Genomic DNA, 24,145 nt, shown 5'->3' on the forward strand with positions numbered 1-24,145 from the left:
GTGCAGGAGGCGCGAATGGACCGTTCGCTCATCGTCGCCAAGGTGGTGCCGACGGCCGAGGACCGGGTGGCCGAGATCTTCGCCGAGTCCGACGCGACCGAGCTGCCCGGCCTGGTCGGGGTCCGGCACCGCTCGCTGTACCGGCTGCACGACCTCTACGTCCATCTGCTGGAGACGGAGACGCCCGCGCAGGGCGCGGTCGAGGACAACCGTGGGCATCCGGAGTTCATCCGGATCAGCGAGCGGCTGCGGCCGTACATCTCGCCGTACCTGCCGACCTGGCGTTCGCCGCGCGACGCGATGGCGCACTGCTTCTACCGCTACGACGCGCCGGCCCACCGGTACGACACCGCCGGGCGGCCACAGTGACCACGACCGCCCCGCGCGACGAGCAGCTCTGGTCGAGGTGCGACGGATGCGCGTCGCTGCTCTACCGCAAGCGGCTGCGCCGCAACCTGGACGTCTGCCCGGAGTGCGGGTCACACGCCCGGCTGGACGCGCCGGACCGGGTGGCGCAGCTGGCCGACCCGGACTCGTTCGTCCCGCTGCCGGACCGGGCGGTACGCGTCGACCCGATCGAGTTCGTCGACGAGCTGCCGTACCCGCACCGGCTCGGCGCGGCCCGCGCGGCGACCGGCCTGGACGAGGCGGTGCTGTGCGGCACCGCCCGGCTCGGCGGGCACCCGGTCGCGCTGGCGGTGATGGACTTCCGCTTCCTCGGCGGCAGCCTCGGCTGCGCGGTCGGTGAGCTGATCACCCGGACCGCCGAGCGGGCGCTCGCCGACGGCATCCCGCTGGTGCTGGTGACCGCGTCCGGCGGCGCGCGGATGCAGGAGGGCGCGCTGTCGCTGATGCAGATGGCCACCGTCAGCCAGGCGCTCGCGGGGATGCGGGAGGCGGGCCTGCTCACTGTCAGCGTGGTCACCGACCCCACGTACGGCGGGGTGGCCGCCTCCTTCGCCACCAACACCGACCTGGTGCTGGCCGAGAGCGGCGCCCGGCTGGGCTTCGCCGGGCCCCGGGTGATCCGCCAGGTCACCGGCGCCACGCTGCCGGAGGGCTTCCAGACCGCCGAGTACCTCCTACGGCACGGTCAGGTGGACATGGTGGTGCCCCGGCACGCGTTGCGGGGCCGGCTCGCGGCGCTGCTCGCCGCCGCCGAGGCGGGCCGCCGGGCGCCGGAGAACCCGCCCGCGCCGCGCCCGCCGGTCACCGCGCCGACCGCGACCCCGCGGCCCGACCGCGACCCCTGGGAGACGGTACGCACGGCGCGGCACCCGGGTCGTCCGACCACACTGGACTACCTGGAAACGGCGTTCGACGGGTTCGTGGAGCTGCACGGCGACCGGCTCGGCGCCGACTGCCCGGCTGTCGTCGGCGGCATCGCCCGCCTGGACGGCCGCCCGGTGATGGTGATCGGTCACCAGAAGGGGCACACCACCGCCGAGCTGGTGACCCGCAACTTCGGCATGGCCAGCCCGGCCGGGCACCGCAAGGCGCTGCGGCTGATGCGCCTCGCGGCGCGGCTGCGGCTGCCGGTGGTGACGCTCGTGGACACGCCCGGCGCGGACCCGGGGGTGAGCGCCGAGCAGCAGGGTCAGGCGGCGGCGATCGCGGAGAACATCCTCGCGCTCACCGTGCTGCCCACGCCGGTGGTGGCGGTGGTCACCGGGGAGGGCGGCAGCGGCGGCGCGCTCGCGCTCGCGGTCGCCGACCGGGTGCTCATGCTGGAGCACGCCGTCTACTCGGTGATCAGCCCGGAGGGCTGCGCCGCGATCCTCTGGCCGGACAGCTCGGCCGCCCCGCAGGCGGCCCGCGCGCTGCGGCTCACCGGCGCCGACCTGTGCCGCCTCGGCGTGGTCGACGAGCTGGTGCCGGAGCCGCGCCCGGCCGCGCACGCCGACCCGGGCGGCGCGGCCGAGCTGCTGCGCCGGGCGGTCGCGGCGAACCTCGCGCCGCTGCTCACCGTCCCCCCGGCCACGCTGGTCCGCCGCCGCCGGCAACGGTTCCGCCGCTTCGGCGCGGCCCGATCGGCAGCCGGCCCGTTCCCGGCCTCGCCGTCGGGTGACCGGGCGGAGGTGGCGTGATGGCCGACGCCGAGTCCGAGCAGGTGCTCGACGGGCTGCGCCGGCAGGCCCGCAAGCTCGTCGCCGACCTGGCCGGGCCGGTGCGCCGGGTGCGGCTGCGCAGCGGCGAGTCGGTGCTGGAGGTCGAGTGGCACGACCCGGCACCCCCGGCGCCGCGCGCCGCCGAACCGGCCGGGGCGTTCCCCGCGCGGGCCGCCGAACCGGCCGCGCGAGCCGCGCCGGCGACCGACCGGCCGGCCGTGCGCTCGCCCGTGGTCGGCACGTTCTACCGCGCCCCCGAACCCGGGGCGATGCCGTTCGTCGCGGTCGGCGACATGGTCCGCCCGGGCCAGGTGGTCGGCATCGTCGAGGCCATGAAGCTGATGAACGAGGTGACCGCCGGCCAGGCCGGACGGGTGGTCGAGGTGCTGGTCGACGACGGCAAGCCCGTCGAGTACGACCAGCCGCTGATCGCCCTGGAACCGGTCACCGGACAGGACTCCTGATGTTCGACAAGGTGCTGATCGCCAACCGGGGCGAGATCGCGCTGCGGGTGCTGCGCGCCTGCCGGGAACTCGGCGTGCGCACGGTGGTGGTGCACTCCAGCGCCGACGCCGACTCGCTGCCGGTGCGGCTCGCCGACGAGGCGGTACGGATCGGCCCGGCGGCCAGCCGCCGCAGCTACCTCAACGCGGCCGCGATCGTGGAGGCCGCCCGGCAGACCGGCGCGCAGGCGGTCCACCCCGGCTACGGCTTCCTGTCCGAGGACGCCGACTTCGCCGAGATCTGCGCCGAGAACGGCCTGGTCTTCGTCGGCCCGCCGCCGCAGGTGATGGCCGCGCTCGCGGACAAGTCGACGGCCCGCGCGCTGATGAGCGCAGCCGGGCTGCCGCTGCCGCCGGGCAGCGTCCGGACGCTGCCCACCGTCGGCGAGGCGCAGGAGGTGGCCGCCGAGGTGGGCTACCCGGTGATCGTGAAGGCCGCCGCGGGCGGTGGCGGGCGCGGCATGACAGTGGTGCGCTCGGCCGCCGAGCTGCCCCGCGCGTACGCCCGGACCCGCGCCGCCGCCCAGGTCGCGTTCGGCGACGACCGGGTGTACGTCGAGCGGTACCTCGCCGACGCCCGCCACGTCGAGGTGCAGGTGCTCTGCGACGGCCACGGCAACGGCGTGCACCTGGGCACCCGGGACTGCTCGGTGCAGCGCCGGCACCAGAAGCTGATCGAGGAGGCGCCCGCGCCCGCGCTGCGGCAGGCCACCCTGGACACCGTCGCCGAGGTGGCGCTGCGCGGCGCGCTGTCGGTCGGCTTCACCGGCGCCGGCACCGTGGAGTTCCTGGTCGACGAGGCCGAACGCTGCCACTTCCTGGAGATCAACTGCCGGATCCAGGTGGAACACCCGGTCACCGAGATGATCACCGGCATCGACCTGGTGCAGGAACAGCTGCACGTGGCCTTCGGCACCCCGCTGCGGCTGCGCCAGTCCGACGTACGCCTGGACGGTGTGGCGATCGAGTGCCGGGTCAACGTGGAGGACCCGGACCGCGACTTCGCGCCCGCACCGGGCCGGCTGGAGCGGTTCCGGCCGCCGGGCGGCCCGTTCACCCGGGTCGACACCCACGGGCACGTCGGTTACCTGGTCAGCCCGCACTACGACTCGCTGCTGGCGAAGGTGGCGGTGTGGGCGCCGGACCGGGACGCCGCGCTGGACCGGCTCGACCGGGCGCTGGCCGAGTTCGACGTGGCCGGTCCCGGTGTGCGTACCACGATCCCGTTCGCCCGCCGGGTGCTGCGCGACCCCGCGTTCCGCGCCGCCCGGCACACCACCGCCCTGGTGGAACGCCTGCTCGCCCCGCCCGCCGACGACGCGCCGCCCACCGACGCCCCGCCCGCCGACGCCGCGGCCGAGGCGTCCCCGGCGCGGGCCGTCGTGCCCGACCCGCGCGGCGCGGCCGAGCCGGGCGGCCGTACCCCCGTCAGCGCCGTGCCCGCCGCCGGCCCGACCACCTGGAGGAACCGATGACCGTCGCCCCCGACCGCCCGCTCGCCCGCGAGATCACCGACATCCTGGTCACGCACTGCGGCCTGGACCCGGACGCCGCCGCCGGCGCGCCCGCCGCGAGCCTGGAGGAACTGGGCATGGACTCCCTGGCGCTGCTCGAACTGTCGGCGGTGGTGGCCGACAGGTGGCGGGTGAAGATCCCCGAACAGGCCGGGCAGCTCAGCATCGCCGGCGTCGCCGACCTGGTGGCCCGCAAGGCGGACCCGCCCGGGCACACCGAGAACGCCGTGGAGATCGCCGCGCCGCTGCCGCTGGTCTGGGAGATCACCAACGACGTGGCCGGGTGGCCGGACCTGTTCACCGAGTACGCCACCGCGGAGATCCTGCACCGCGACGGCGACACCGTGCGCTTCCGGCTCACCATGCACCCGGACGAGAACGGCGTGTCGTGGAGCTGGGTCAGCGAACGCACCGCCGACCCGGCCACCCGCGAGGTGCACGCCCGGCGCGTCGAGACCGGCCCGTTCGAGTACATGCGCATCCACTGGCGCTACGACGAGACGCCCGCCGGCACCCGGATGACCTGGACCCAGGACTTCGCGATGAAGCCGGACGCACCGGTCGACAACGCCGCCATGACCAACCGGATCAACACCAACAGCACGATCCAGCTCGCCGTGATCAAGGAGAAGATCGAGCGGGCACACGCGGGAGGCGCGCGATGACCGACACCACCACCGCCCGGGTCTCCGTCCACGACGTACCGGCCGACCGCCGCCGCGGCGGGGAACTGCGGGTGCTGCTCGGCCCGAAGACGGTCGGCAGCACCTCCGGATTCATGGGCGTCGCCACGCTCGCGCCGGGGGAGCGGATCGCCGAGCACTACCACCCGTACAGCGAGGAGTTCCTCTACGTCGCCCGCGGCGCGATCACCGTCGACCTGGACGACACGCCGGTGCCGGTGGCCGCCGGGGAGGCGCTCTACGTACCGAAGGACGTGCGGCACCGGCTGCGCAACACCGGCGACGAGCCCGCCGAGGTGGTGTTCCACCTCGGACCGCTCGCCCCGCGCCCGGAACTCGGCCACGTCGACACCGAGAGCGCGGCACCGCCGCCACGGGAGCCGTCGTGACCGGCCGGCGCACAGTGGTCACCGGCATCGGCGTCGTCGCACCCGGCGGCGCCACCCGGGACCGCTTCTGGAAGACGATCACCGAGGGGCGCACCGCGACGCGGCGGATCAGCTTCTTCGACCCGTCGCCGTTCCGGTCGCAGATCGCCGCCGAGTGCGACTTCGACCCGGACGCCGCCGGGATCACGCTCGCCGAACGGCAGCGTGCCGACCGGTACGTGCAGTTCGCGCTCGCCTGCTCCGCCGAGGCGCTCGCGGACAGCGGCCTCACCCTCACCGACGCGCAGCGCGAACGCGCCGGGGTGGTGCTCGGCACCGCCGTCGGCGGGACCATGGCGCTGGAGCAGGAGTACGTGCGGGTCAGCGACTCCGGCCGGCACTGGCTGGTCGACCACGCGCTCGGTGGGCCGTACCTCTACCAGGCGCTGGTACCCAGCAGCCTGGCCGCCGACGTGGCCTGCCGGCACGGCCTGCACGGCCCGGCGCAGGTGATCTCCACCGGCTGCACCTCCGGCATCGACGCCATCGGGTACGCCCACCAGCTCGTCGCCGACGGCGAGGCCGACGTGGTGCTCGCCGGCGCCGCCGACTCGCCGATCTCCCCGGTCACCGTCGCCTCGTTCGACGCGATCGGCGCGACCAGCCCGGACAACGACGACCCGGAGCACGCCTCCCGGCCGTTCGACGCCGACCGGCACGGGTTCGTCCTCGCCGAGGGCGCGGCGGTGCTGGTGCTGGAGGAGGCCGAGCACGCCCGCCGCCGGGGCGCGCACGTCTACTGCGAGGTGGCCGGGTACGCCAGCCGCAGCAACGGCTTCCACATGACCGGGCTGCGCCCGGACGGCGCGGAGATGGCGGTGGCGATCAGCGACGCGCTGCGGCAGGCCCGGCTCGCCCCGACGGCCGTGTCGTACGTCAGCGCGCACGGCTCCGGCACCCGGCAGAACGACAGGCACGAGACTGCGGCGTTCAAACGGGCGCTGGGGGAGACGGCGTACCGGGTGCCGATCAGCTCGATCAAGTCGATGGTCGGCCACTCGCTCGGCGCCATCGGCTCGATCGAGATGGCCGCCTGCGCGCTCGCCATCGAGTACGGCGTGGTGCCGCCGACGGCGAACTGGACCACCCGCGACCCGGAGTGCGACCTGGACTACGTGCCGAACGAGGCCCGGGAGGTGCCGGTGGACGTGGCGTTGTCGGTGGGCAGCGGATTCGGCGGATTCCAGTCCGCGATGGTGTTCCGCCGGCTCGCGGTGGCACCGTGACCGCGCGGGCCGTGGTGACGGGCATCGGCGTGGTCGCGCCCAGCGGCGTCGGCGCCGAGGCGCACTGGAACACAGTGCTCGCCGGCACCCGGCGCGCCGGGCCGATCACGCTGTTCGACCCGGAGCGCTACCCGACCCGGGTGGCCGGGGAGGTGGCCGGCTTCGACCCGGCCGGGTTCAGCGACACCCGGCAGCGGGTGCAGACCGACAGGTGGACCCACCTGGGCTTCGCCGCCACCGGGCTGGCGCTCGCCGACGCCGGGCTGCCCGAGGTGTCGCCCGACCCGTACCAGTGGGCGGTCACGCTCGCCAGCTCGTCGGGCGGCAACCTGTTCGGGCAGCGGGAACTGCAACGGCTCTGGGGCGGGCCGAGCCGCACCGTCGGGGCGTACCAGTCGATCGCCTGGTTCTACGCCGCGAGCGTCGGGCAGCTGTCGATCCGCCACCAGTTCAAGGGGCCGTCCGGGGTGACCGTGTCCGAGTCGGCCGGCGGGCTGGACAGCCTGGCGCACGCGGTGCGCACCATCCGCCGGGGCACCCCCGTGGTGATCGCCGGGGCGACCGAGTGCCCGCTGAGCCCGTACGCGCTGGCCTGCCAGCTCCGCTCCGGCCTGCTCAGCGACGTGTCCGACCCGGAGCGGGCGTACCGGCCGTTCGACGTCGCGGCGAGCGGGTACGTGCCGGCCGAGGGCGGCGCCGTCTTCGTGGTGGAGGAACTGGGCCACGCGCTGGCCCGGGGCGCCCGCGTCTACGGGGAGATCACCGGCTGGGCCGCCACCCACGACGCCGCGCCCACCGACCCGGCCACCGGCCCCGACCCGGCCCACTACGCCCGCGCGATGCGCCTGGCGATGGAACGCGCCGGGGTACGCCCGCACGACGTGGACGTGATCTGGCCGGACGCGCTCGGGGTACCCGCGCACGACCGGGCCGAGGCGGCGGCGCTGCGTACCGTGTTCGGCGACCGGACCCCGCCGGTGACCACGCAGAAGCCGCTGACCGGCCGGGCGCACCAGGGCGGTTCCGCGCTGGACGCGGCCACCGCGCTGCTGGCGTTCCGGCGCGGGATGCTGCCCGCCTCGGCCGGCCCGGACGAGCCGGCGCCCGGCTGCGACCTGACGTTCCTGCGGCAGCCCCGCCCGCCCCGCAGCCGGATCGCGCTGGTCGGCGCGCGCGGCTTCGACGGGTTCAACAGCGCGCTGGTGCTGCGCGGCGCCGCGCCCCCACCGGCCGGGGAGGGCTGACGAAGCCCGGTCAGTCGCGTCCGTCGATGCGCTGCCGGAGGGAGCGGCCGGCCCGGAAGGCGCGCCGGGGGAGCCACACCCGCAACCCGACGAGAACCAGGATCAGCACGAGGGGCAGGACCAGGTATTGCCAGCGCATGACGCCTCCGCTCGTTCGGGGCGGACCGGTGGTGTCCACCGGGCACCTCCGTGCCCGGTGCCGGCGCCGGTGAATCCGTCCCTGCGGCCCGGCCGTCCGGGGTGCGCGTCGCCGGCCGGCGGTCTCACCCGGGCTGTTCCACGCCGTGCTCGGCGGCGATCCGGGCGATCTCGGCGGGTGTGCCGGCCATGATCGTGCGGGCGTGCGCGGTGACGAGGCCGGTGGGCCAGTCCCACCAGGCGGCGTGGCGGAGCCGCACGATGTCGGCGTCGTCGAAGCGTTGCCGGATCGGCCGGGCGGGATTGCCGCCGACGATCGTGTAGGGCGGCACGTCGGCGGTGACCACCGCGCCGGTTGCGATGACGGCGCCGTCGCCGATCCGCACGCCCGGCATGACCACGGATCCGAAGCCGAACCAGACGTCGTTCCCGACGACGGTGTCGCCGCGGCTCGGCATGGCGGTGACGATGTCGAGGGTCTGCTCGGCCCACTCGCCGCCGAACATGGTGAACGGGTACGTGGACACGCCCATGCCGGGATGGGCCGCGCCGGCCATCAGGAATCGGGTGCCGGAGGCGATCGCGCAGTACTTACCGATGACCAGCCGTTCCGGTCCATAGGCGTACAGGACGTTGCGGTGCTCGAAGCCGGTCGCGTCGTCAGGATCGTCGTAGTAGGTGTAGTCACCCACGACGATCTTCGGTGACGTCACCAGTGGTTTGAGGAACACCACGCGGTCGAAGGCGGGCAGCGGGTGGACGGTGCGGGGGTCGGGTGTCATCGGTCGGCCTCCTGGTGGGACGGTCGGTGTGCGGTCTTGACGCCGGCTCAGGCGTGCAGGTCGGCCAGGACGCGGGCGCGGGTGGGGTGGCGCAGCTTCCGCAGCGCCTGGCTCTCGATCTGGCGGACCCGCTCCCGGGTCAGCCCGATCCTCGTGCCGATCTCGTCGAGCGTGCTCGGCCGGTCGTCGTCGAGGCCGTACCGCTGGCAGATGACGGCCGCCTCGCGCTCCGACAGGGTGCCGAGCACCTCGTCCAGGTAGCGGCGCCGCCAGGAGGACACCACGACGCCGGCCGGGCCCGGTGCCTCGTCGGGGAGGAGGTCGCCCAGCTCGGTCGTGCCGGCAGCCCCGGCGACCGGCGTGTGCAGCGAGACCGGCTCGCGGTCGTGCCGCAGCAGCAGTTCCACCTTTTCGGCGGGCACCTCGACCCGGGCGGCGACCTCAGCGGGCGTCGGCTCCCGGTCGAGTTCGCCCGCGAGCGTGCGGCGGGTCCGGTTCACCCGGTTGAGCACCTCGACCAGGTGCGCCGGCAGGCGGATTGTGCGGCTCTGGTCGGTGAGGGCCCGGCCGATCGCCTGCTTGATCCACCAGGTCGCGTACGTCGAGAACTTCAGTCCACGCCGGTGGTCGAACTTCTCGACCGCCCGCATCAGGCCGATGGTGCCTTCCTGAATCAGGTCGAGCAGCGGCAGCCGGCCGGCGAGCGCGTACCGTTTCGCGACCGAGACAACCAGCCGGAGGTTGGCTTCGATCATGTGGTGCCGGGCGCGACGCCCGTCGGCGACGAGTCGCCGCAGCCGGTCCTGCTCGGCCGCGCCGACCCGGTCGCCGTCGTCGTCCAACCGCCGCTGCGCCAGGGCGCCGGCCTCGATTCGGGCGCCGAGGCGCGTCTCCTGCTCGGCGGTGAGCAGCGGCGTTCGTCCGATCGTCCGGAGGTAGGCGGCCACCGCGTCGGTGGTGTGGCCGGCGGCTGCAGGGGTGGTGGCGAGCATGAGGCGTGCTCCTTCCGGGACGGTGCGGGGCTCGGGACGGGCGGCGGGTCAGCGGCGGCCGGGGATCCGGCGGGGCTGGCGCCGGGGGGCGACCACGGGGACGTGCGGCCGGCGCGCCGGAGCGAGGTGCGGGCGGCGGGGCTTGCCGGCGGCGATGTCGCGGGTGTGGGCGGGCATGTCGGGCTCCCTTCCGTGCCGGCTGTTCGCCGGTACGACCTAAAGTTAGGCCCAACCTAAAAACATGTCAAGAACAATTTTTGGTTCGTACCAGGTATGGTGGGGGGCGTGACCGCGCAGAGCACCGGCCTCCGGGCCTTGAAGAAGCGCCAGACCAGGGAGAACATCTCGGGTCAGGCCACCCGCCTGTTCCTCGAACGTGGCTTCGACAACGTGACGATCGCCGAGGTGGCCGCCGCCGCGCAGGTGTCCAAGATGACCGTCACCAACTACTTCCCTCGGAAGGAGGATCTGGCGCTGGACATGCACGACGAGTTCGTGCGGCAGCTGGCCACCGTCGTCCGGGAGCGCGAGCCCGGCGAGTCGGCGCTGGCGGCGCTGCGCCGCGCCTACCTCGCGGCGGTGGCCGCCCACGACCCGGTCATCGGGTTCTCCGGTTCCGCGTTCGCCCGGATGATCGCCGCCAGTCCGGCGCTGGTGACCCGTCTGCGCGAGTTCCACGACGACCGGGAGAAGGCCCTGGCCGCCGCCCTGGCCGAGGAGACCGGGAGCCGCGAGGACGACATCCTGCCCCGGGTCGCCGCCGCGCAGCTGGCCGGCATCCATCGGCTGCTGTTCGAGGAGACCATGCGCCGCACCATCGCCGGGCAGGGCGACGACGACATCGCGCGGGCCGTCACCGGCTACGCGCACGTCGCCTTCGACGCCCTCGCACCCGCGCTCGCGGACTACGCCGTCCGCCCGGCAGGTGGGTGGGTGCCGGGTTGAGCTGGAGGACAGCATCCGGCGGCCGGCGGACTACCTTGCCGGCGTGGCCCCGATCCTGCCTGTCCGATCGAGCCTGAGCAATCCACCCAGCCGCTGTTTTGGATCTAGCCATTTGCATCTGGCGATGCAGAAGAGGGGCGTCGTAGGGTTCCGCCATACCCCGAACGACGTACCCGCTGGGCGGATCCGCCCAGTTCCTCAGTGGAACGGTGGCTGGTCGTGACTGCACATCCCGTGGCGGAAGATCCTGCCTCGACGACGGTGGACTGGGTGGACGACATCCTGTTCACCGGCCGCGACACCGACGTCTGCCTGCGCCTGCCCGAACCGGTCGACAAGGGCACGCTGCGCCGGCTCGTCGGCGAGGCGCAGGACCGGCTCGCCGGGGCCGGGCTGCGCGCCGGAGGCGCCGCCGCGCTGCGCCTGCCGCCCTCGCTGGCGTACGTGGCGCACCTGCTCGCCACCTGGCGTACCGGCGCCCAGGCGGTGCTGCTCGACCACCGGCTCACCGACCACGAGGTCGACCAGGCGCTGCGCCGGCTCGGCCCGCAGGTGGTGGTCGCCCCGGTACGAACCGGCGGCGGCGCGCTGCGGATCTTCGTCGACGTCACCGCGGGGGTCAGCGCGTACTCCGACCGCCCGGCGGGCAGCCCGCACGCGGTGATCCAGCTCAGCTCCGGCTCCACCGGACCGTCCAAGGTGATCGGCCGCACCGCCGCCGACCTGGTCGCCGAGGTGCACCGCTACACCCGCATCGACGGCGTCGCGCTGCCCGGCGAGCGGATCATCCTGCTCCCCAGCATGGTGCACGTGCTCGGCCTGGTCGGCGGCCTGCTCTACGGGCTGCACGCCGGCGTCGAGCTGTGCCCGCCGGAACGGCTCAGCGGCGACGCGATCCTCGCCGCCGTCGCCGCCCAGGACACCCCGGCCACTGTGCTCGGCGTCCCGTTCCACATCGGGCTGCTCGCCTCCACCACACCGGCCGGGCCGCTGCCCCAGCTCAAGCGCATGACCACAGGCGGCGAGCTGGTGCCCGCGGCCGTGGCGGACGCGTTCACCGGCCGCTACGGCGTCCCGCTGGGCAACATGTACGGGATGACCGAGGTCGGCGTCATCGGCACCGACCTGTACGGGCGGCACCGGCCCGCCATCGCGCCCGCCCCGGGCATCGAGGTACGCGAGCGCGACGGCGAGCTGTGGGTGAGCTGCCCGGCCAACCCGTACGTCGGACTGGCCGACCCGACCCGGTGGGCCGACGGCTGGCTGCACACCCGCGACGCCGGCGTGGTCGACCCGGACACGGGCCTGGTCACCATCAAGGGCCGGCTGGACTCGCAGGTGTCGGTGGGCGGCTTGAAGGTCGACCTGACCGAGGTGGAGGCCACGGTCGCCGGCCTGCCCGGCGTCGTCGCCGCGGTCGTGGTGTGGGACGACGGCATCACCGCGTACGTCCAGACCGACCGCTCTCTGACCGAGGACACGCTCGACAAGCTGATCGCCGAGCGGCTGGCCGGCTTCAAGCGTCCCCGCACGCTGCGCCTGCTCGACCAGATGCCCCGCACCACCACCGGAAAGCTGGTCCGGTCCGTCCCGGCGCTGCGGGATGCGGCGTCGTGACCGGCCCGCTGTACGAGCCGCACACCCGCCGGACGCCCACCGGACGTCCGGTCCACCCCGAATCCCGCCCCGGACCGGCCGGGCAACGCGCCACCCGCGCGCCCGACCCCGCCGGTTCACACGCACACGGTGTCCCGACCGGGCACCGTCAGCCGGTACACGGAGAAGAGGTCTGAACCCATGCGAGACGAGGTCCGCACCTTCGTCGTCGAACAGCTCGCCGACATGAACTACGACGTGGAGGAGCTCGACGACGACACCACGCTCGGCCCCTCCGGCGTCGACCTGGAGTCGCTGGCCCTGGCCGACCTGGCGGTCCGCGTCGAGGACCGCTACGCCGTGAAGTTCGCCGACGACGAGTCGGAGAAGCTGGCGCTGATGACGGTCGGCGAGTTCACCACGATGGTCGCCGACCGGGTGGCCGCGAACAGCGACAAGTCCTGATGTCCGGTCAGCCCGACCTGGGGCGAGCTGACCTGGTGAGCATGCTCGCCGAACTGACCGCGAAACCCGCCGACCAGGTGCCGGACCGGCTCGGCTCGATGGAGCTGGCCTGGCTGGTGCACATGGTCGAGCAGCGCTACGACCGCCGGCTGGACCTGAGCGACGACGAACTCGCCGGCATCCGCACCGTCGACGACGCGCTCGCGGTGTTCCGTGGCTCTCTCACCGCTCCCGCAGATGGCTGAGCGGGAGACCGTACGGATCACCGGCACCTACGCGCTCAGCGCCCTCGGCAGGGGCGCCGACGCGCTGCTGGCCGGAGTGCTCACCGGCACCCCGGCGTTCGCGCCGGTGCGCCGTTTCGACACCACCGGCCGCCGGGTGACGGTGGCGGCCACCCTGCCGGACGTCGGCACGCTCGCCGGCGAGCTGACCGACGCGATCGACACCGCCGCCCGGGCCGCCGGACTGGACCGGGCCGGGCGGGCGGAGTCGGCGCTGTTCCTGGCCACCCACGGCGGGCCGTACTCGCTGCCCGTACCGCAGGGGTGGGACGAGCCGACGGTGCCGGCGCTCGCCGGTCACCTGGCCGCACGGTGCGGCCTCGGCGGGCGTACCCGGATCTACACCACCGCGTGCGTGTCGGCGAGCAGCGCGGTCGCCGACGCGGCGGCGCTGATCCGCCGGGGCCACCTGGAGCGGGTCGTGGTCGCGGCCGGTTACCTGGTCGAACCGGACCAGTACGCGCTCTTCGACGCCGGCCGGGCGCTCGCCGCCGACGGCGCGGTACGCCCGTTCAGCGCCGGGCGCAAGGGCCTGCTGCTGGGCGACGGGGTGGCCGCCGTGGTGCTGGAGTCGGCGGGCGCCGCCGCCCGGCGGGGCGCCGAGACGCTGGCGAGCGTGGCCGGGTGGGGCCGGGCGGGGGACGCGTACCACGCGTGCCAGCCGCACCCGGACGGGCTCGGGCTGGCCCGGGCGGTCGAGGCGGCGCTGCGCCGGGGCGGGCTGCCCCCGGACGCGATCGGTTACGTCAACGCCAACGCCACCGGCACCCCGTTCAGCGACGCCTCCGAGGCGGCGGCGCTGACCCGGGTGTTCGGCGAGGACGCCGGGCGGCTGCCGGTCAGCTCCACCAAGTCGGTGCACGGGCACGCGCTGGAGGCGTCCGGGTTGCTGGAACTGCTGGTCACCGTGCTGGCCCTGCGGCACGGCAAGCTGCCGGTCACCGCCGGCTGGCTCGGCCCCGACCCGCAGTGCCCGCTGGACGTCATCCGCGACGCCCCGCGCCCCGCGCGCACCGAACACGCCCTGACCCTCAACGCCGCCTTCGGCGGCGCCGACACGGCCCTCCTGGTGAGCACCTCATGACCGCCCCCGCCCCCCACCCCGACCTCCCGCGATCTTGCACTCACGGCCCCGGCGAACCGGGCACAACGCCCGCGCCCGGGGCACCAACCGCAAGATCGCGCGACGGGGGGGTCGTGGTGCTCGCGGAGGCGCGGTGGCCCGAGGACGGGGACGGGGGCGCGGGGCCGGCCGGGGTGCCGGGGTTCGTGCACTCGCCGTTCGCGCCGCTGGTGGCCGCGGTGGCGCAGCGCTGCCTCGCGCGGCGGTACGGCGCCGGGCCGCTGCCGCCGGGCAACCGGACGGCTGTGGTGCTGGTCAGCGCCGGTGGGGACACCGCCGGGGCGGCGCACGTACGCGCCACTGTGGCCGCGGGCGGGCGGATCGGGCCGCTGTTCTTCTTCCAGTCGGTGCCGAACAGCGTGGCCGGGCACGTCGCGGCGCGCTGGGGACTGGACGGGCCGGTGGTGTGCCTGAGCCCCACCGGCGACGCGCGGGCCGAGGGGGAGGCCGAGGCGGACCTGCTGCTGTACGACGGCGACGCCGCACAGGCGTTGCTGATCCTGATCGAACTGGCACCGGACGGTACGCCGGGCGAGGCGACCGCGGTGCTGCTGGGGGAGGGAACACGTCAATGAGGACGAAGGGACTACGCGGCGCGCTCGCGGCCGACGCCGAGCTGGGCGCGGGCAACGTGCTCGCCCGGGTGCTGGCCCACGGCGCCGACCCGGACGGGCCGGGGCTCACGTTCGACACCGAGATCGACGGCCACCCGGCCGAGACCCCGCTGACCCTGGGCCGGCTCGACCGGATGGTCGCCGCCCGGGCGGCGTGGCTGCACGAACGCGGGGTGAAACCCCGCGACCCGGTCGCGGTCTGGGCCGGCACCGCCGCCGACATGGTGCTGTCGTTCCTGGCGCTGACCCGCCTCGGCGCCATCCCGGCGCTGATGAACGGCAGGCTGCGTCCCGAGATCGCCGCCGAGTACATCCGCCGGCTGCGCGCCGCCGGGGTGCTCGCCGACGCCGCGCACGCCGAGGCGCTGGCCGGGCACGACCTGGGCGCGCCGATGCTCGGCGAGCCCGCGCAGGCCGGCACCGGCGACCCCGACACGGCACCCGCACACTACCGGCACCACCCGGACGACCCGATCGTGATCACCCACACCTCCGGCACCACCGGTGTGCCGAAGGCGGTGCTGCACTCGCACGCCAGCCTGTTCGCCGCCACCCGCCACCTGCTGTCCATGCCGCAGGCACAGGGCACCACACGCATCCTCAACGCGCTGCCGGCCCCGCACACCGCCACAGTGCTCATGGTCAACCAGGCGCTCGGCAACCGGGCGGAGATGTTCCTGCTCTCCGACCAGGGCGGTGAGCGGGTGCTGGACGCGATCCAGCGGTGGCGCCCGGACGGCGTGTTCGGCTTCTCGGTCACCTGGGCCGAGCTGGCCCGCTTCGACCTGTCCGGCTACGACCTGGACTCGGTGCGGCTGTGGTTCAACACCGGCGACTGCTCGCACGAGCCGCACGTACGGCGGCTGGTCGCTGTCGGCTCCCGCGACGTGGTGACGCGTGGCGGCGTGACCCGGGTACCCGGGTCGGTGTTCATCGACGGGCTCGGCTCCAGCGAGATGGGCCACTCGATGTTCCACATCACCCACACCACCGACACCGACCGGTACGGCCGCTGCGTGGGCCGCCCGTACCGGTTCGCCAAGGTCGCCGTGCTCGACGCCGACGGCAACGAGCTGCCGCCCGGGCAGGTCGGCTGGCTCGGCATCGACTCGCCGTCGCTGTTCCGCGGCTACTGGAACGACTCGGTCACCACGTACCGGTTCCGGCTGCGCGGCTGGTACCTCACCGGCGACCTGGTGTACGCCGACGAGGACGGCCGCTACTACCACCTGGACCGGGCGGTCGACTCGGTCGAGGCAGGCGACGGGAAGCGGTTCTTCACCGCGCTGTCCGAGGAACGCATCCTCGCCGCCTGCCCCGACGTCACCGATTGCACTGTGGTGATCGTCAAGGCGGACGACGGCACAGTCACCACCGACGTGCTGCTGGAGCTGGCCGCCGGCGCCGACCCGGAGGCGGACCGCACCGAGCGCATCCGTACCGCGCTCGGCCCGGACGTGGCAGCCACGCTGCGCCGGATCGTCCCGGTACGCGCCGACGACATCCCGGTCACCGTGACCGGCAAGGTCCGCAAGGTGGCGCTGCGCGAGCGCTACCTGACCGAGGCGCCGTCGTGACCGCCGTCATCACCGGCATGGGCCTGTTCACCCCGGCCGGGCGCGGCGTGGCGGACACGTTCGACGCGCTGATCACCGGCCGGTCCGGGCTGCGCCGCCCGCCCGAGGGACACCCGGCGGCGGGCAGCCTGGAGGTGGCCGGGGTGCTGCCGGACATCGACCCGCGCAGCGTCGCCTCCGGACCGGAGACGAAGGTGCTCGACCGGGTGGTGCTGCTCGCCCTGATCACCGCCGCCGAGGCGCTCGCCGACGCCGGCATCGAGGTGGGCCGCGACGTCGACCCGGAGCGCATCGCGGTGATCGTCGGCGGCGTCGGCGGCATGTCCACGCTGGAGGGCCAGGTGCTGGCGCGGGCCGCCCGGGGCCGGGCGGCGGTCAGCCCGTACCTGCTCACCGGCATCCTGCCGAACATGCCATCGGCGCGGATCGCCATCGCGCACGGCATCCGCGGCTACAGCTCGTCGGTCGGCACGGCCTGTGCCTCCGGTGCCCAGGCCGTCGCCGACGGGGTACGCCTCATCCGCTCCGGCGAGGCCGACGTGGTGGTGTGCGGGGCGAGCGAGGCGCCGCTGTTCGGCACGTTCGCCGACACGTTCGGCAACGCCCGGGCGCTGGCCCGGGGCTGGGACGAACCGACCGAGGCGAGCCGCCCGTTCGACAAGCGGCGCAACGGTTTCGTGCTGGCCGAGGGCGCGGCGCTGCTGGTGCTGGAGCGCGCCGGGCACGCCGACGGCCGGGGTGTGCGCGGCTACGCCGAGGTCGCCGGTTTCGGGGCGAACACCGACGCGTACCACCCGACCGCGCCGCGGCCGGACGGCGCCGGAGCGGCGGCGTGCATGCGCCGCGCGCTGGCGGCCGGCGGGGTCGGGCCCGCCGACGTCGGGTACGTCAACGCGCACGGCACCGGCACCAAGCTCGGTGACATCGCCGAGACGACCGCGCTGGCCGAGGTGTTCGGCACCGGCGGCGTGCCGGTCAGCTCCACCAAGGCGCTCACCGGGCACCTGCTCGGCGCGTCAGGGGTGCTGGAGGCCGCGGCCACCGCGCTGGCGCTCGACAGTGGCCTGCTGCCACCCACCTACCACCTGGACGACCCGGACCCGGAGTGCGAGGCGGACCACGTCCGCGCCGTGCCCCGGCCCACCCGGGCCGGCCACGCGCTGACGAACTCGTTCGGGTTCGGCGGCCAGAACGTCAGTCTGCTCCTGCGCCGGCTCTCCGGGCCGGCCCGCCGGGCCGCCACCCCGGCCGCGGGCTGACCGGACTCCAGTCCCGGGCGTCCGTCCGGGTCGCGATCACGGGGGGAACAGGGGAAGCCCATGACCATCAACGGGATAGATCATCTCGAACTGTACGTGGGGGACGCCCGGCAGGCGGCCTTCTACTTCGACAACGCGGTCGGTTTCCGGCTGTGCGGGCAGGGCGGTCCGGAGACCGGGCTGGACGGGCAGCGCTCCCTGCTGCTGGCCCAGGCCGGCATCCGGCTGCTGCTGACCACCGGACTGTCCGCCGAGCACCCGGCGGCCACGTACGTGCACCGGCACGGCGACGGCATCGCCGTGGTGGCGCTCGCCGTGGACGACGCCGCCGGGGCGTACGCCGAGCTGGTGGACCGCGGCGCGACGGCGCTGAGCCCGCCGCGCACCTTCACCGGCGCGGACGCCGAGGTGGTGGTGGCCGAGGTCGGCGGCTTCGGCGACGTGGTACACCGCCTCGTCGAACGGCGCGGCGACCCGGGTGTGTTCCTGCCCGGCGCGATCGAGCCGGTGACCGCGCCCGACGGCACGGACACGCTGCTCGCCGAGGTGGACCACCTGGCGATCTGCGTGCCGCCGGGGCAGCTCGACGAGACCGTCGCGCACTACGAGAAGGTGTTCGGCTTCGCCGACATCTTCACCGAGCACATCGAGGTCGCCGGCCAGGCGATGAACTCCAAGGTGGTGCAGAGCCCGTCCGGGACTGTCACCTTCGTGCTGCTGGAGCCGGACACCGGCGCCCGGCCGGGGCAGATCGAGGACTTCCTGCGCTGGCATGCCGGGGCCGGGGTGCAGCACCTGGGCCTGCGCACCGACGACATCGTCACCGCCGTGGGCGCGCTCGCCGGGCGCGGGGTGCGGTTCGCCAGCACGCCCGGCGCCTACTACGACGGGCTGGAGCAGCGGGTCGGCCGGCTGGACGCGCCGGTGGACCGGCTGCGCGAGCTGAGCATCCTGGTCGACTCCGACCACGACGGGCAACTGCTGCAGATCTTCACCGAGTCGATGCACGTGCGCCGCACGCTCTTCCTCGAACTCATCGAGCGGCGCGGGGCGCGCACCTTCGGCAGCGGCAACATCAAGGCGCTCTACGAAGCGAAGGAACGCGAGCTGGCCGCGGCGGGGGCGACCCCCGGCGTCGCGGCCGGAAGGGCTGGGGCATGACCACCATCGATCCCGGGCTGACCGCCGAGGAGGAGGCGCTGCTTCCCTCCGACGAGGACGTCCGGCACTACGCCGAGCACGGCTGGTACCTGTCGAAGAAGCTGCTCACCGACGACGAGGTGGACGAACTCGTCGCCGCCACCGACAGCTACTACGCCGGGGACCGTGACCGCCGCCTGCCGGTACGCCCGCCGAAGCTGGCCTACTGGGAGCCCTCCAAGGGTGACGTGCAGCGGCACAACGACTACGTCCACCACGAGCACGACGGCATCGCCCGCATCCTGCGCAAGCCGCTGATCGGTGCGGTCGCCGCCCGGCTGGCCCGCGCCGCCGAGATCCGGATCTTCCAGTCCACGCTGATCTGGAAGCCGCCGATCGCCGGTGAGCCGTCGAACATCGTGCCCTGGCACTTCGACAAGCACTACTGGGCATCCTCGTCGTCGGAGAACATGCTCACCGCGTTCATCCCGTTCCACGACTGCGGTGAGGAGATGGGCACCATCACCATGGTCGACGGCTCCCACCGCTGGCGGGAGATCGGCGCCGACGACACGGTGGTGCGGCACTTCGCCGACCGGGACCGCGACCAGCTCGAGGTGATGCTCGCCGAGAACGCGGCGTACAACGGCGCCGAAATCCGCAAGATCCCCATGGTGATCCCCAAGGGACACATGAGTTTCCACCACTGCCGCACCTACCACGGCAGCGGTGCGAACGTCAGCGGCCGGCCCCGCCGGGCCGTCTCGCTGCACCTGCAGGACGGCGACAACGCCTGGCGGGAGTATCCGCTCTCCGACGGCACCCTCGCCGCGTACAACCACGACGTGCTGGTCCGCCGCACCCACGAGGGCTGGCCGGACTACGCGGACCCCGATTACTGCCCGGTCATCTGGCGCGACCGCGCCCAGCAGGGAGGCTGACAATGTCACGGTACGACTGGGGTAAGACGCACCCGGGCATCGAGCGGCTGGAGCGGGCGGTGACCGAGCGCCGCGACGTGGTGGTCAAGCACCCCCTCTACGCCAACCTCGACACCCACGACGCGCTCGTCACGTTCATGGAGCACCACGTCTTCGCCGTCTGGGACTTCATGTCCCTGCTGAAGTCGTTGCAGCGGCAGCTCACCTGCGTCACGGTGCCGTGGATCCCGACCGGCCCGACCGGCAGCCGCCGCCTCATCAACGACATCGTCATGGTCGAGGAGAGCGACGAGCTGGGCGACGGCTACATCAGCCACTTCGAGCTGTACGTGCAGGGCATGACCGAGGCCGGCGCCGACACCACAGCCGTGAACAAGCTCGTCGACCTGCTGCGCGACGGCACCCCGGTCACCGAGGCGCTCGGCGCCGCCGGCGTCCCCGCGGCGTCCGCCGCGTTCGCCGGCACCACCTGGCGCATCATCGAGACCACCCCTGTGCACTGCCAGGCCGCGGCGTTCGCGTTCGGCCGCGAGGACCTCATCCCCGAGATGTTCACCCAGGTCGTCGCCGTCAACGAGCGCAGCAACAGGCTCAACAAGTTCGTCGACTACCTGGAGCGGCACATCGAGGTCGACGGCGAGCAGCACACCCCGATGGCCATGCAGATGCTGGCCGACCTGTGCGGCGACGACGACACCAAGTGGCAGGAGTGCGCCGACACGGTGAACGCCGCGCTCGCCGCCCGCGCCCGCCTCTGGGACGACATCCTCGCCGCCGTCAAGGAGGGCCGTCCGGCGTGACCGGCTCCGACCCGCTCCGGCTCTACCGGACGGTCCGGCTGATCCGCCGCTTCGAGGAACGCGCGATCGAGCTGGTCCGCGCCGGGGAGATCGTCGGCGGCATCCACCCGTACCTCGGTCAGGAGGGGATCGCCGCCGGCGTCTGCGCGGCGCTGGACCGCGAGGACCTGGTCACCGGCACCCACCGCGGGCACGGGCACGTGCTCGCAAAGGGTGCCGACCCGGCCCGGATGCTGGCCGAACTGTGCGGCCGGGTCACCGGGCTCAACCGGGGCCGGGGCGGGTCGATGCACGCCGCCGACTTCGGCGTCGGCGTCCTCGGCGCCAACGCCATCGTCGGGGCCGCCGGGGCGATCCTCACCGGAGCGGTGTGGGAGCGGCGGCGGCGTGGCGCCGACATCGTCGGCGCCACCTTCTTCGGCGACGGCGCGGTCAACGAGGGCATGCTCCTGGAGGCGTTCAACCTGGCCGCGCTCTGGCGGATACCGGTGCTGTTCGTCTGCGAGAACAACGGCTACGCCACCACCATGCCGGTCGACGGCGCGGTCGCCGGCACCATCGCCGGGCGGGCCGCCGCCTTCGGCATGCCGGCGGCCACCGTCGACGGGCAGGACCCCGAGGCGGTACGCGAGGTCACCGCCGCCGCCGTCGCGCGGATGCGCGCCGGCGGCGGACCCGAGCTGGTCGAGGCCCGCACCTACCGCTTCGACGCCCACCACACCTTCGAACATCAGGTACGCCTCGACTACCGGCCGCCGGAGGAGGTGGCCGAGGGCCGGTCCCGCGATCCGGTGGACATCGCCGGAGCACGGCTCGACCCGGCGGTGCGGGCCGAGGTGGACGCCGCCGTCGAGGCGGAACTGGACGCTGCCGTCGACTTCGCGCTCGCCGGGCCGCACCCCGACCCGGCGACCGCCCTGGACCACCTGTACGCCAGCGGGCTCACCGCCCGGACCGGAGGTGGCTGATGCCCCGGCTCTCCTACCGCAGGGCGCTCACCCGGGCGCTCGCCGACGAGATGACCCGCGACGATTCGGTCGTGGTGCTCGGCGAGGACATCCGGGTGGCCGCCGCGAACGTCACCACCGGCCTGCTGAAGAAGTTCGGCCCGGAACGGGTCCGCGACACCCCCCTGTCCGAGCAGGCGTTCACCAGCTTCGCCACCGGCGCGGCGCTGGCCGGAGCCCGCCCGGTGGTGGAGTTCCAGATCCCGTCGCTGTTGTTCCTGGTCTTCGAGCAGATCGTCAACCACGCGCACAAGTTCCCGCTCATGACCGGCGGCCAGTGCGCGGTGCCGGTCACCTACGTGGTGCCCGGCTCCGGCTCCCGCACCGGCTGGGCCGGGCAGCACTCCGACCACCCGTACGCGTTGTTCGCCCACGTCGGGGTGACCACAGTCGTACCGGCCACCCCGGCCGACGCGTACGGGCTGCTGGTCTCCGCGATCCGCTGCGACGACCCGGTGGTGGTCTTCGCCCCGGCGGGCGCCCTGGACCTGCGCGCCGACGTCACCGACCTGGTGCCCGTGCCGCTGGGCCGGGGGATCGTCCGCCGTGCCGGCACCGACGTGACAGTGGTGGCGGTCGGGCACCTGGTGCACGACGCGCTCGCCGTCGCCGAGGAACTCGCCGGCCAGGCGTCGGTGGAGGTCTTCGACCCCCGCACGCTCTACCCGTTCGACTGGGACGGGCTGGTCGAGTCGGTGAGCCGCACCGGGCGGCTGGTGGTCGTCGACGACGGCAACCGCTCCTGCGGCATCGCCGGGGAGATCATCGCCACGGTGGTCGAGCGGGTCCGGCTGGCCGCGCCACCCCGCCGGGTCACCCGCCCCGACGGCGCGGTGCTGCCCTTCGCGCCCGCCCTGGACCGGGCCGTGCAGCCCGGCCGCGACCAGCTCACCGCCGCCATCCAACTGACCCTCAAGGACGGATGAACGATGGACCCGAACTACACGTGGCCGCCGCTCGGCCAGGCGTGGACCGACCTGCCCGAGTCCACCCGTACCGCGATGGTGACCACCGGCGCCGTGGCCTGGGAGAAGATCTTCCACGGCCGGGCCACGTACAACAAGCAGTGGCGGCTGGCCCGCCCGCCCGTGTTCACCGCCGACGCGTTCCGCGAGCTGAACGAGGTCTGCGACCGCATCGCCCAGCTCATCCTGGAGGCCTGCCGGCGCCGCGCCCGCACCGCCGGTGAGCTGCGCCTGCTGCTCGACGTGCCGGACGGCGAGACCCGGCTGCTCGACCCGGACGAGGAACTGCACGAGGGGCTGCTCGCCGCGTACCGGCCGGACGTGCTGTTCTCCGGCGGCGTGCCGTGCATCGTCGAGTACAACATCGACAGCAGCCTCGGCGGCGGCTTCGACGCCGACACCGTGATCCAGCGGTACGCCGAGCTGTACCGTACCCATGACCTGCTCGACGGCGCCCGGCCCGCGCCGTCCCTGCTGGACCAGCGGTTCGTGGCCATCCGGGACACGCTCGGCCTGCCCGACGGTGCCCGGGTGGCGCTGCTGATGGACTTCGACGCCGACTACCCGGGGCTGGACGACCCGGAGACGTTCATCCGGATCCTGTCCCCGCTGATCGACCAGGCCCGCCCGTTCGGCATCGACCTGGTCATCGCCCCGGTCGCCACCGCCACTCTGGACGGGCAGAACCGGCTGGTCGTCGGCGGCGCCCCGGTGGACGCCCTGTTCCGGCTGTTCGTGCCCAACCGGGTCACCCCCAGCGCCGGGCTGGACGCGGTGGCCGGCGCGCTCGCCGCCGGCACGCTGCCGATGTTCGTCAGCAGCGCCGCCTGGCTGCTCAGCAACAAGCTGAACTACGCCTGGCTCTGGGACGACCTGGAGCTGCTGCCGGAGGACGACCGGACGCTGATCCGCCGGTACGTGCCGCACACCGTGGCGCTCACCGCCGACCAGCTCGACCGGGCGCTCGCCGAACAGGCCGACCTGGTCGCCAAGCCGGCCGGCGGATCAGCCGGGCACGGCGTGCTGATCGGCCGGGAGATGACAGCTGTGGCGTGGGCGGACGGGGTACGCGCTGCGATCGCGGAGGGCGGCAACATCCTTCAGCGCTACCACGAGGCGGACCGGGTGGCGATGGACTTCGTGCAGATCGAGACCGGTGAGACGGTCACCGCCGGCGTCCCGTACAGCCTCGCCCCGTACCTGTTCGACCGCACAGGTTCAGGCGCACTGGCGCGGGTGGGCTACCCGGGGTGCGACGAGGTCCTCAACCTGGCGAGAGGCGTCCTCCTGACCGGCATCCTGCTCACGGACTGACCCGCTCCATCCCCGTCCACCCCCGTCCACCCCCGTTCCCCCTCACTCCCAGCGTTGATCAAGGAGTTTGTGTCCTCACGGGGGCGCGTCAGCGACCCAAACTCCTTGGTCAACAACGTGGATCCGGGGTCGGCGCTTGACCCTCGCCCCCTGACCCCGCTGATCATGAAGTTGACGGGAACAAATCGGACGCTCAGCGCCGCCAACTTCATGATCGGCGGACTGGGTTGGGCCGGGTCGGGGTCGGCCGCCCGTCCGGCCTCTTCGTCTCGTCTTCCGCCTCTCCGGTCCGCCCCGGCGCGTTGATCAAGGAGTTTGTGTCCTCACGGGGAGGTGTCAGCGACCCAAACTCCTTGGTCAACAAGGTGGATCCGGCCCGCAGGTCGGCCCTCGGCCCTCTGATCCCGCTGATCATGAAGTTAGCGGCGACAAAACGGACGCAGAGTGCGGTCAACTTCATGATCGTCGGGGCGGGGCGGGGCGGGGCGGGGCGGGGC

Annotated in this window: 26 protein-coding genes; 22 read left to right on the forward strand and 4 right to left on the reverse strand. The window is 73.9% G+C overall.

Going from position 1 to position 24,145, the window contains the following annotated elements; translation table 11 throughout:
- The first annotated feature begins 15 nt into the window (after positions 1–15).
- Genes IF06_RS0102525 through IF06_RS0102560 form a run of 8 tightly spaced genes read left to right on the forward strand, consistent with a single transcriptional unit; the run spans position 16 to position 7,706 of the window.
- Complete coding sequence (locus tag IF06_RS0102525) at positions 16–369, forward strand: TcmI family type II polyketide cyclase (protein WP_013286653.1); 354 nt, start codon at positions 16–18, stop codon at positions 367–369.
- Positions 366–2,087, forward strand: coding sequence for an acetyl-CoA carboxylase carboxyl transferase subunit (locus IF06_RS0102530; protein ID WP_013286652.1), 1,722 nt, complete (start codon positions 366–368; stop codon positions 2,085–2,087). The genes IF06_RS0102525 and IF06_RS0102530 overlap by 4 nt, the downstream gene beginning before the upstream one ends.
- Positions 2,087–2,572: an acetyl-CoA carboxylase biotin carboxyl carrier protein gene (accB, locus tag IF06_RS0102535; RefSeq protein ID WP_013286651.1), complete on the forward strand. Its 486-nt coding sequence runs from the start codon at positions 2,087–2,089 to the stop codon at positions 2,570–2,572. The genes IF06_RS0102530 and accB overlap by 1 nt, the downstream gene beginning before the upstream one ends.
- Positions 2,572–4,086 carry an acetyl-CoA carboxylase biotin carboxylase subunit gene (locus IF06_RS0102540; protein ID WP_013286650.1) on the forward strand — a complete coding sequence of 505 codons (1,515 nt, stop codon included), beginning with the start codon at positions 2,572–2,574 and terminating at the stop codon, positions 4,084–4,086. The genes accB and IF06_RS0102540 overlap by 1 nt, the downstream gene beginning before the upstream one ends.
- A complete protein-coding gene (locus tag IF06_RS0102545) occupies positions 4,083–4,790 on the forward strand; it encodes an SRPBCC family protein (protein ID WP_030268674.1) in 708 nt (235 codons plus the stop codon). The genes IF06_RS0102540 and IF06_RS0102545 overlap by 4 nt, the downstream gene beginning before the upstream one ends.
- The gene (locus tag IF06_RS0102550) at positions 4,787–5,197 is read left to right on the forward strand and encodes a cupin domain-containing protein (protein WP_013286648.1); all 411 of its coding nucleotides are present in this window, start codon (positions 4,787–4,789) and stop codon (positions 5,195–5,197) included. Before IF06_RS0102545 ends, IF06_RS0102550 begins: the two co-directional genes overlap by 4 nt.
- A complete protein-coding gene (locus tag IF06_RS0102555) occupies positions 5,194–6,462 on the forward strand; it encodes a beta-ketoacyl-[acyl-carrier-protein] synthase family protein (RefSeq protein WP_013286647.1) in 1,269 nt (422 codons plus the stop codon). The genes IF06_RS0102550 and IF06_RS0102555 overlap by 4 nt, the downstream gene beginning before the upstream one ends.
- Complete coding sequence (locus IF06_RS0102560; protein WP_030268677.1) at positions 6,459–7,706, forward strand: beta-ketoacyl synthase N-terminal-like domain-containing protein; 1,248 nt, start codon at positions 6,459–6,461, stop codon at positions 7,704–7,706. Before IF06_RS0102555 ends, IF06_RS0102560 begins: the two co-directional genes overlap by 4 nt.
- A gap of 10 nt (positions 7,707–7,716) precedes the next feature.
- On the opposite strand, the gene IF06_RS34680 is transcribed toward IF06_RS0102560, so the two are convergent.
- The 4 genes from IF06_RS34680 to IF06_RS34685 all read right to left on the reverse strand — a co-directional run bounded on the left by IF06_RS34680 (position 7,717) and on the right by IF06_RS34685 (position 9,795).
- On the reverse strand, positions 7,717–7,845 hold the full coding sequence (locus IF06_RS34680; RefSeq protein ID WP_263643350.1) for a hypothetical protein: 129 nt from the start codon (positions 7,843–7,845) through the stop codon (positions 7,717–7,719).
- Positions 7,846–7,969: 124 nt separating this feature from the next.
- Positions 7,970–8,626, reverse strand: coding sequence for a CatB-related O-acetyltransferase (locus IF06_RS0102570; RefSeq protein ID WP_013286644.1), 657 nt, complete (start codon positions 8,624–8,626; stop codon positions 7,970–7,972).
- 47 nt (positions 8,627–8,673) lie between these two features.
- Entirely contained in the window at positions 8,674–9,618 is a 945-nt protein-coding gene (locus IF06_RS0102575) for a sigma-70 family RNA polymerase sigma factor (RefSeq protein WP_013286643.1), read from the reverse strand.
- 48 nt (positions 9,619–9,666) lie between these two features.
- On the reverse strand, positions 9,667–9,795 hold the full coding sequence (locus tag IF06_RS34685; RefSeq protein ID WP_013286642.1) for a hypothetical protein: 129 nt from the start codon (positions 9,793–9,795) through the stop codon (positions 9,667–9,669).
- Positions 9,796–9,903: 108 nt separating this feature from the next.
- Between IF06_RS34685 and IF06_RS0102580 the strand changes: the two genes are divergently transcribed.
- The 14 genes from IF06_RS0102580 (at position 9,904) to IF06_RS0102645 (ending at position 23,648) form a co-directional block, all read left to right on the forward strand.
- On the forward strand, positions 9,904–10,563 hold the full coding sequence (locus IF06_RS0102580) for a TetR/AcrR family transcriptional regulator (RefSeq protein WP_145753546.1): 660 nt from the start codon (positions 9,904–9,906) through the stop codon (positions 10,561–10,563).
- 219 nt (positions 10,564–10,782) lie between these two features.
- Positions 10,783–12,180 carry a class I adenylate-forming enzyme family protein gene (locus IF06_RS0102585; protein ID WP_049794881.1) on the forward strand — a complete coding sequence of 466 codons (1,398 nt, stop codon included), beginning with the start codon at positions 10,783–10,785 and terminating at the stop codon, positions 12,178–12,180.
- A 180-nt stretch (positions 12,181–12,360) separates the two neighbouring features.
- The gene (locus tag IF06_RS0102590; RefSeq protein ID WP_013286639.1) at positions 12,361–12,624 is read left to right on the forward strand and encodes an acyl carrier protein; all 264 of its coding nucleotides are present in this window, start codon (positions 12,361–12,363) and stop codon (positions 12,622–12,624) included.
- The gene (locus tag IF06_RS0102595) at positions 12,624–12,869 is read left to right on the forward strand and encodes a hypothetical protein (RefSeq protein WP_013286638.1); all 246 of its coding nucleotides are present in this window, start codon (positions 12,624–12,626) and stop codon (positions 12,867–12,869) included. Before IF06_RS0102590 ends, IF06_RS0102595 begins: the two co-directional genes overlap by 1 nt.
- Positions 12,862–13,992, forward strand: coding sequence for a beta-ketoacyl-[acyl-carrier-protein] synthase family protein (locus tag IF06_RS0102600; RefSeq protein WP_013286637.1), 1,131 nt, complete (start codon positions 12,862–12,864; stop codon positions 13,990–13,992). Before IF06_RS0102595 ends, IF06_RS0102600 begins: the two co-directional genes overlap by 8 nt.
- A gap of 113 nt (positions 13,993–14,105) precedes the next feature.
- A complete protein-coding gene (locus IF06_RS0102605; RefSeq protein WP_013286636.1) occupies positions 14,106–14,606 on the forward strand; it encodes a beta-ketoacyl synthase chain length factor in 501 nt (166 codons plus the stop codon).
- Positions 14,603–16,222, forward strand: a complete 1,620-nt coding sequence (locus IF06_RS0102610) for a class I adenylate-forming enzyme family protein (protein WP_013476569.1) — start codon at positions 14,603–14,605, stop codon at positions 16,220–16,222. The genes IF06_RS0102605 and IF06_RS0102610 overlap by 4 nt, the downstream gene beginning before the upstream one ends.
- Positions 16,219–17,481: a beta-ketoacyl-[acyl-carrier-protein] synthase family protein gene (locus IF06_RS0102615; protein ID WP_013286634.1), complete on the forward strand. Its 1,263-nt coding sequence runs from the start codon at positions 16,219–16,221 to the stop codon at positions 17,479–17,481. The genes IF06_RS0102610 and IF06_RS0102615 overlap by 4 nt, the downstream gene beginning before the upstream one ends.
- Before the next feature lie 60 nt (positions 17,482–17,541).
- Positions 17,542–18,642, forward strand: a complete 1,101-nt coding sequence (gene hppD / locus IF06_RS0102620) for a 4-hydroxyphenylpyruvate dioxygenase (protein WP_030268682.1) — start codon at positions 17,542–17,544, stop codon at positions 18,640–18,642.
- The gene (locus IF06_RS0102625; protein WP_030268684.1) at positions 18,639–19,562 is read left to right on the forward strand and encodes a phytanoyl-CoA dioxygenase family protein; all 924 of its coding nucleotides are present in this window, start codon (positions 18,639–18,641) and stop codon (positions 19,560–19,562) included. The genes hppD and IF06_RS0102625 overlap by 4 nt, the downstream gene beginning before the upstream one ends.
- A 2-nt stretch (positions 19,563–19,564) precedes the next feature.
- A complete protein-coding gene (locus IF06_RS0102630; RefSeq protein WP_013286631.1) occupies positions 19,565–20,362 on the forward strand; it encodes a DUF3050 domain-containing protein in 798 nt (265 codons plus the stop codon).
- Entirely contained in the window at positions 20,359–21,330 is a 972-nt protein-coding gene (locus IF06_RS0102635) for a thiamine pyrophosphate-dependent dehydrogenase E1 component subunit alpha (RefSeq protein ID WP_030268687.1), read from the forward strand. Before IF06_RS0102630 ends, IF06_RS0102635 begins: the two co-directional genes overlap by 4 nt.
- Positions 21,330–22,295, forward strand: coding sequence for an alpha-ketoacid dehydrogenase subunit beta (locus IF06_RS0102640; protein ID WP_030268688.1), 966 nt, complete (start codon positions 21,330–21,332; stop codon positions 22,293–22,295). Before IF06_RS0102635 ends, IF06_RS0102640 begins: the two co-directional genes overlap by 1 nt.
- Positions 22,296–22,298: 3 nt before the next feature.
- Complete coding sequence (locus IF06_RS0102645; RefSeq protein ID WP_030268690.1) at positions 22,299–23,648, forward strand: hypothetical protein; 1,350 nt, start codon at positions 22,299–22,301, stop codon at positions 23,646–23,648.
- The last annotated feature ends 497 nt before the right edge of the window (positions 23,649–24,145 follow it).

It is taken from the genome of Micromonospora globosa, from assembly GCF_000717585.1.
GTDB lineage: Bacteria > Actinomycetota > Actinomycetes > Mycobacteriales > Micromonosporaceae > Micromonospora > Micromonospora aurantiaca.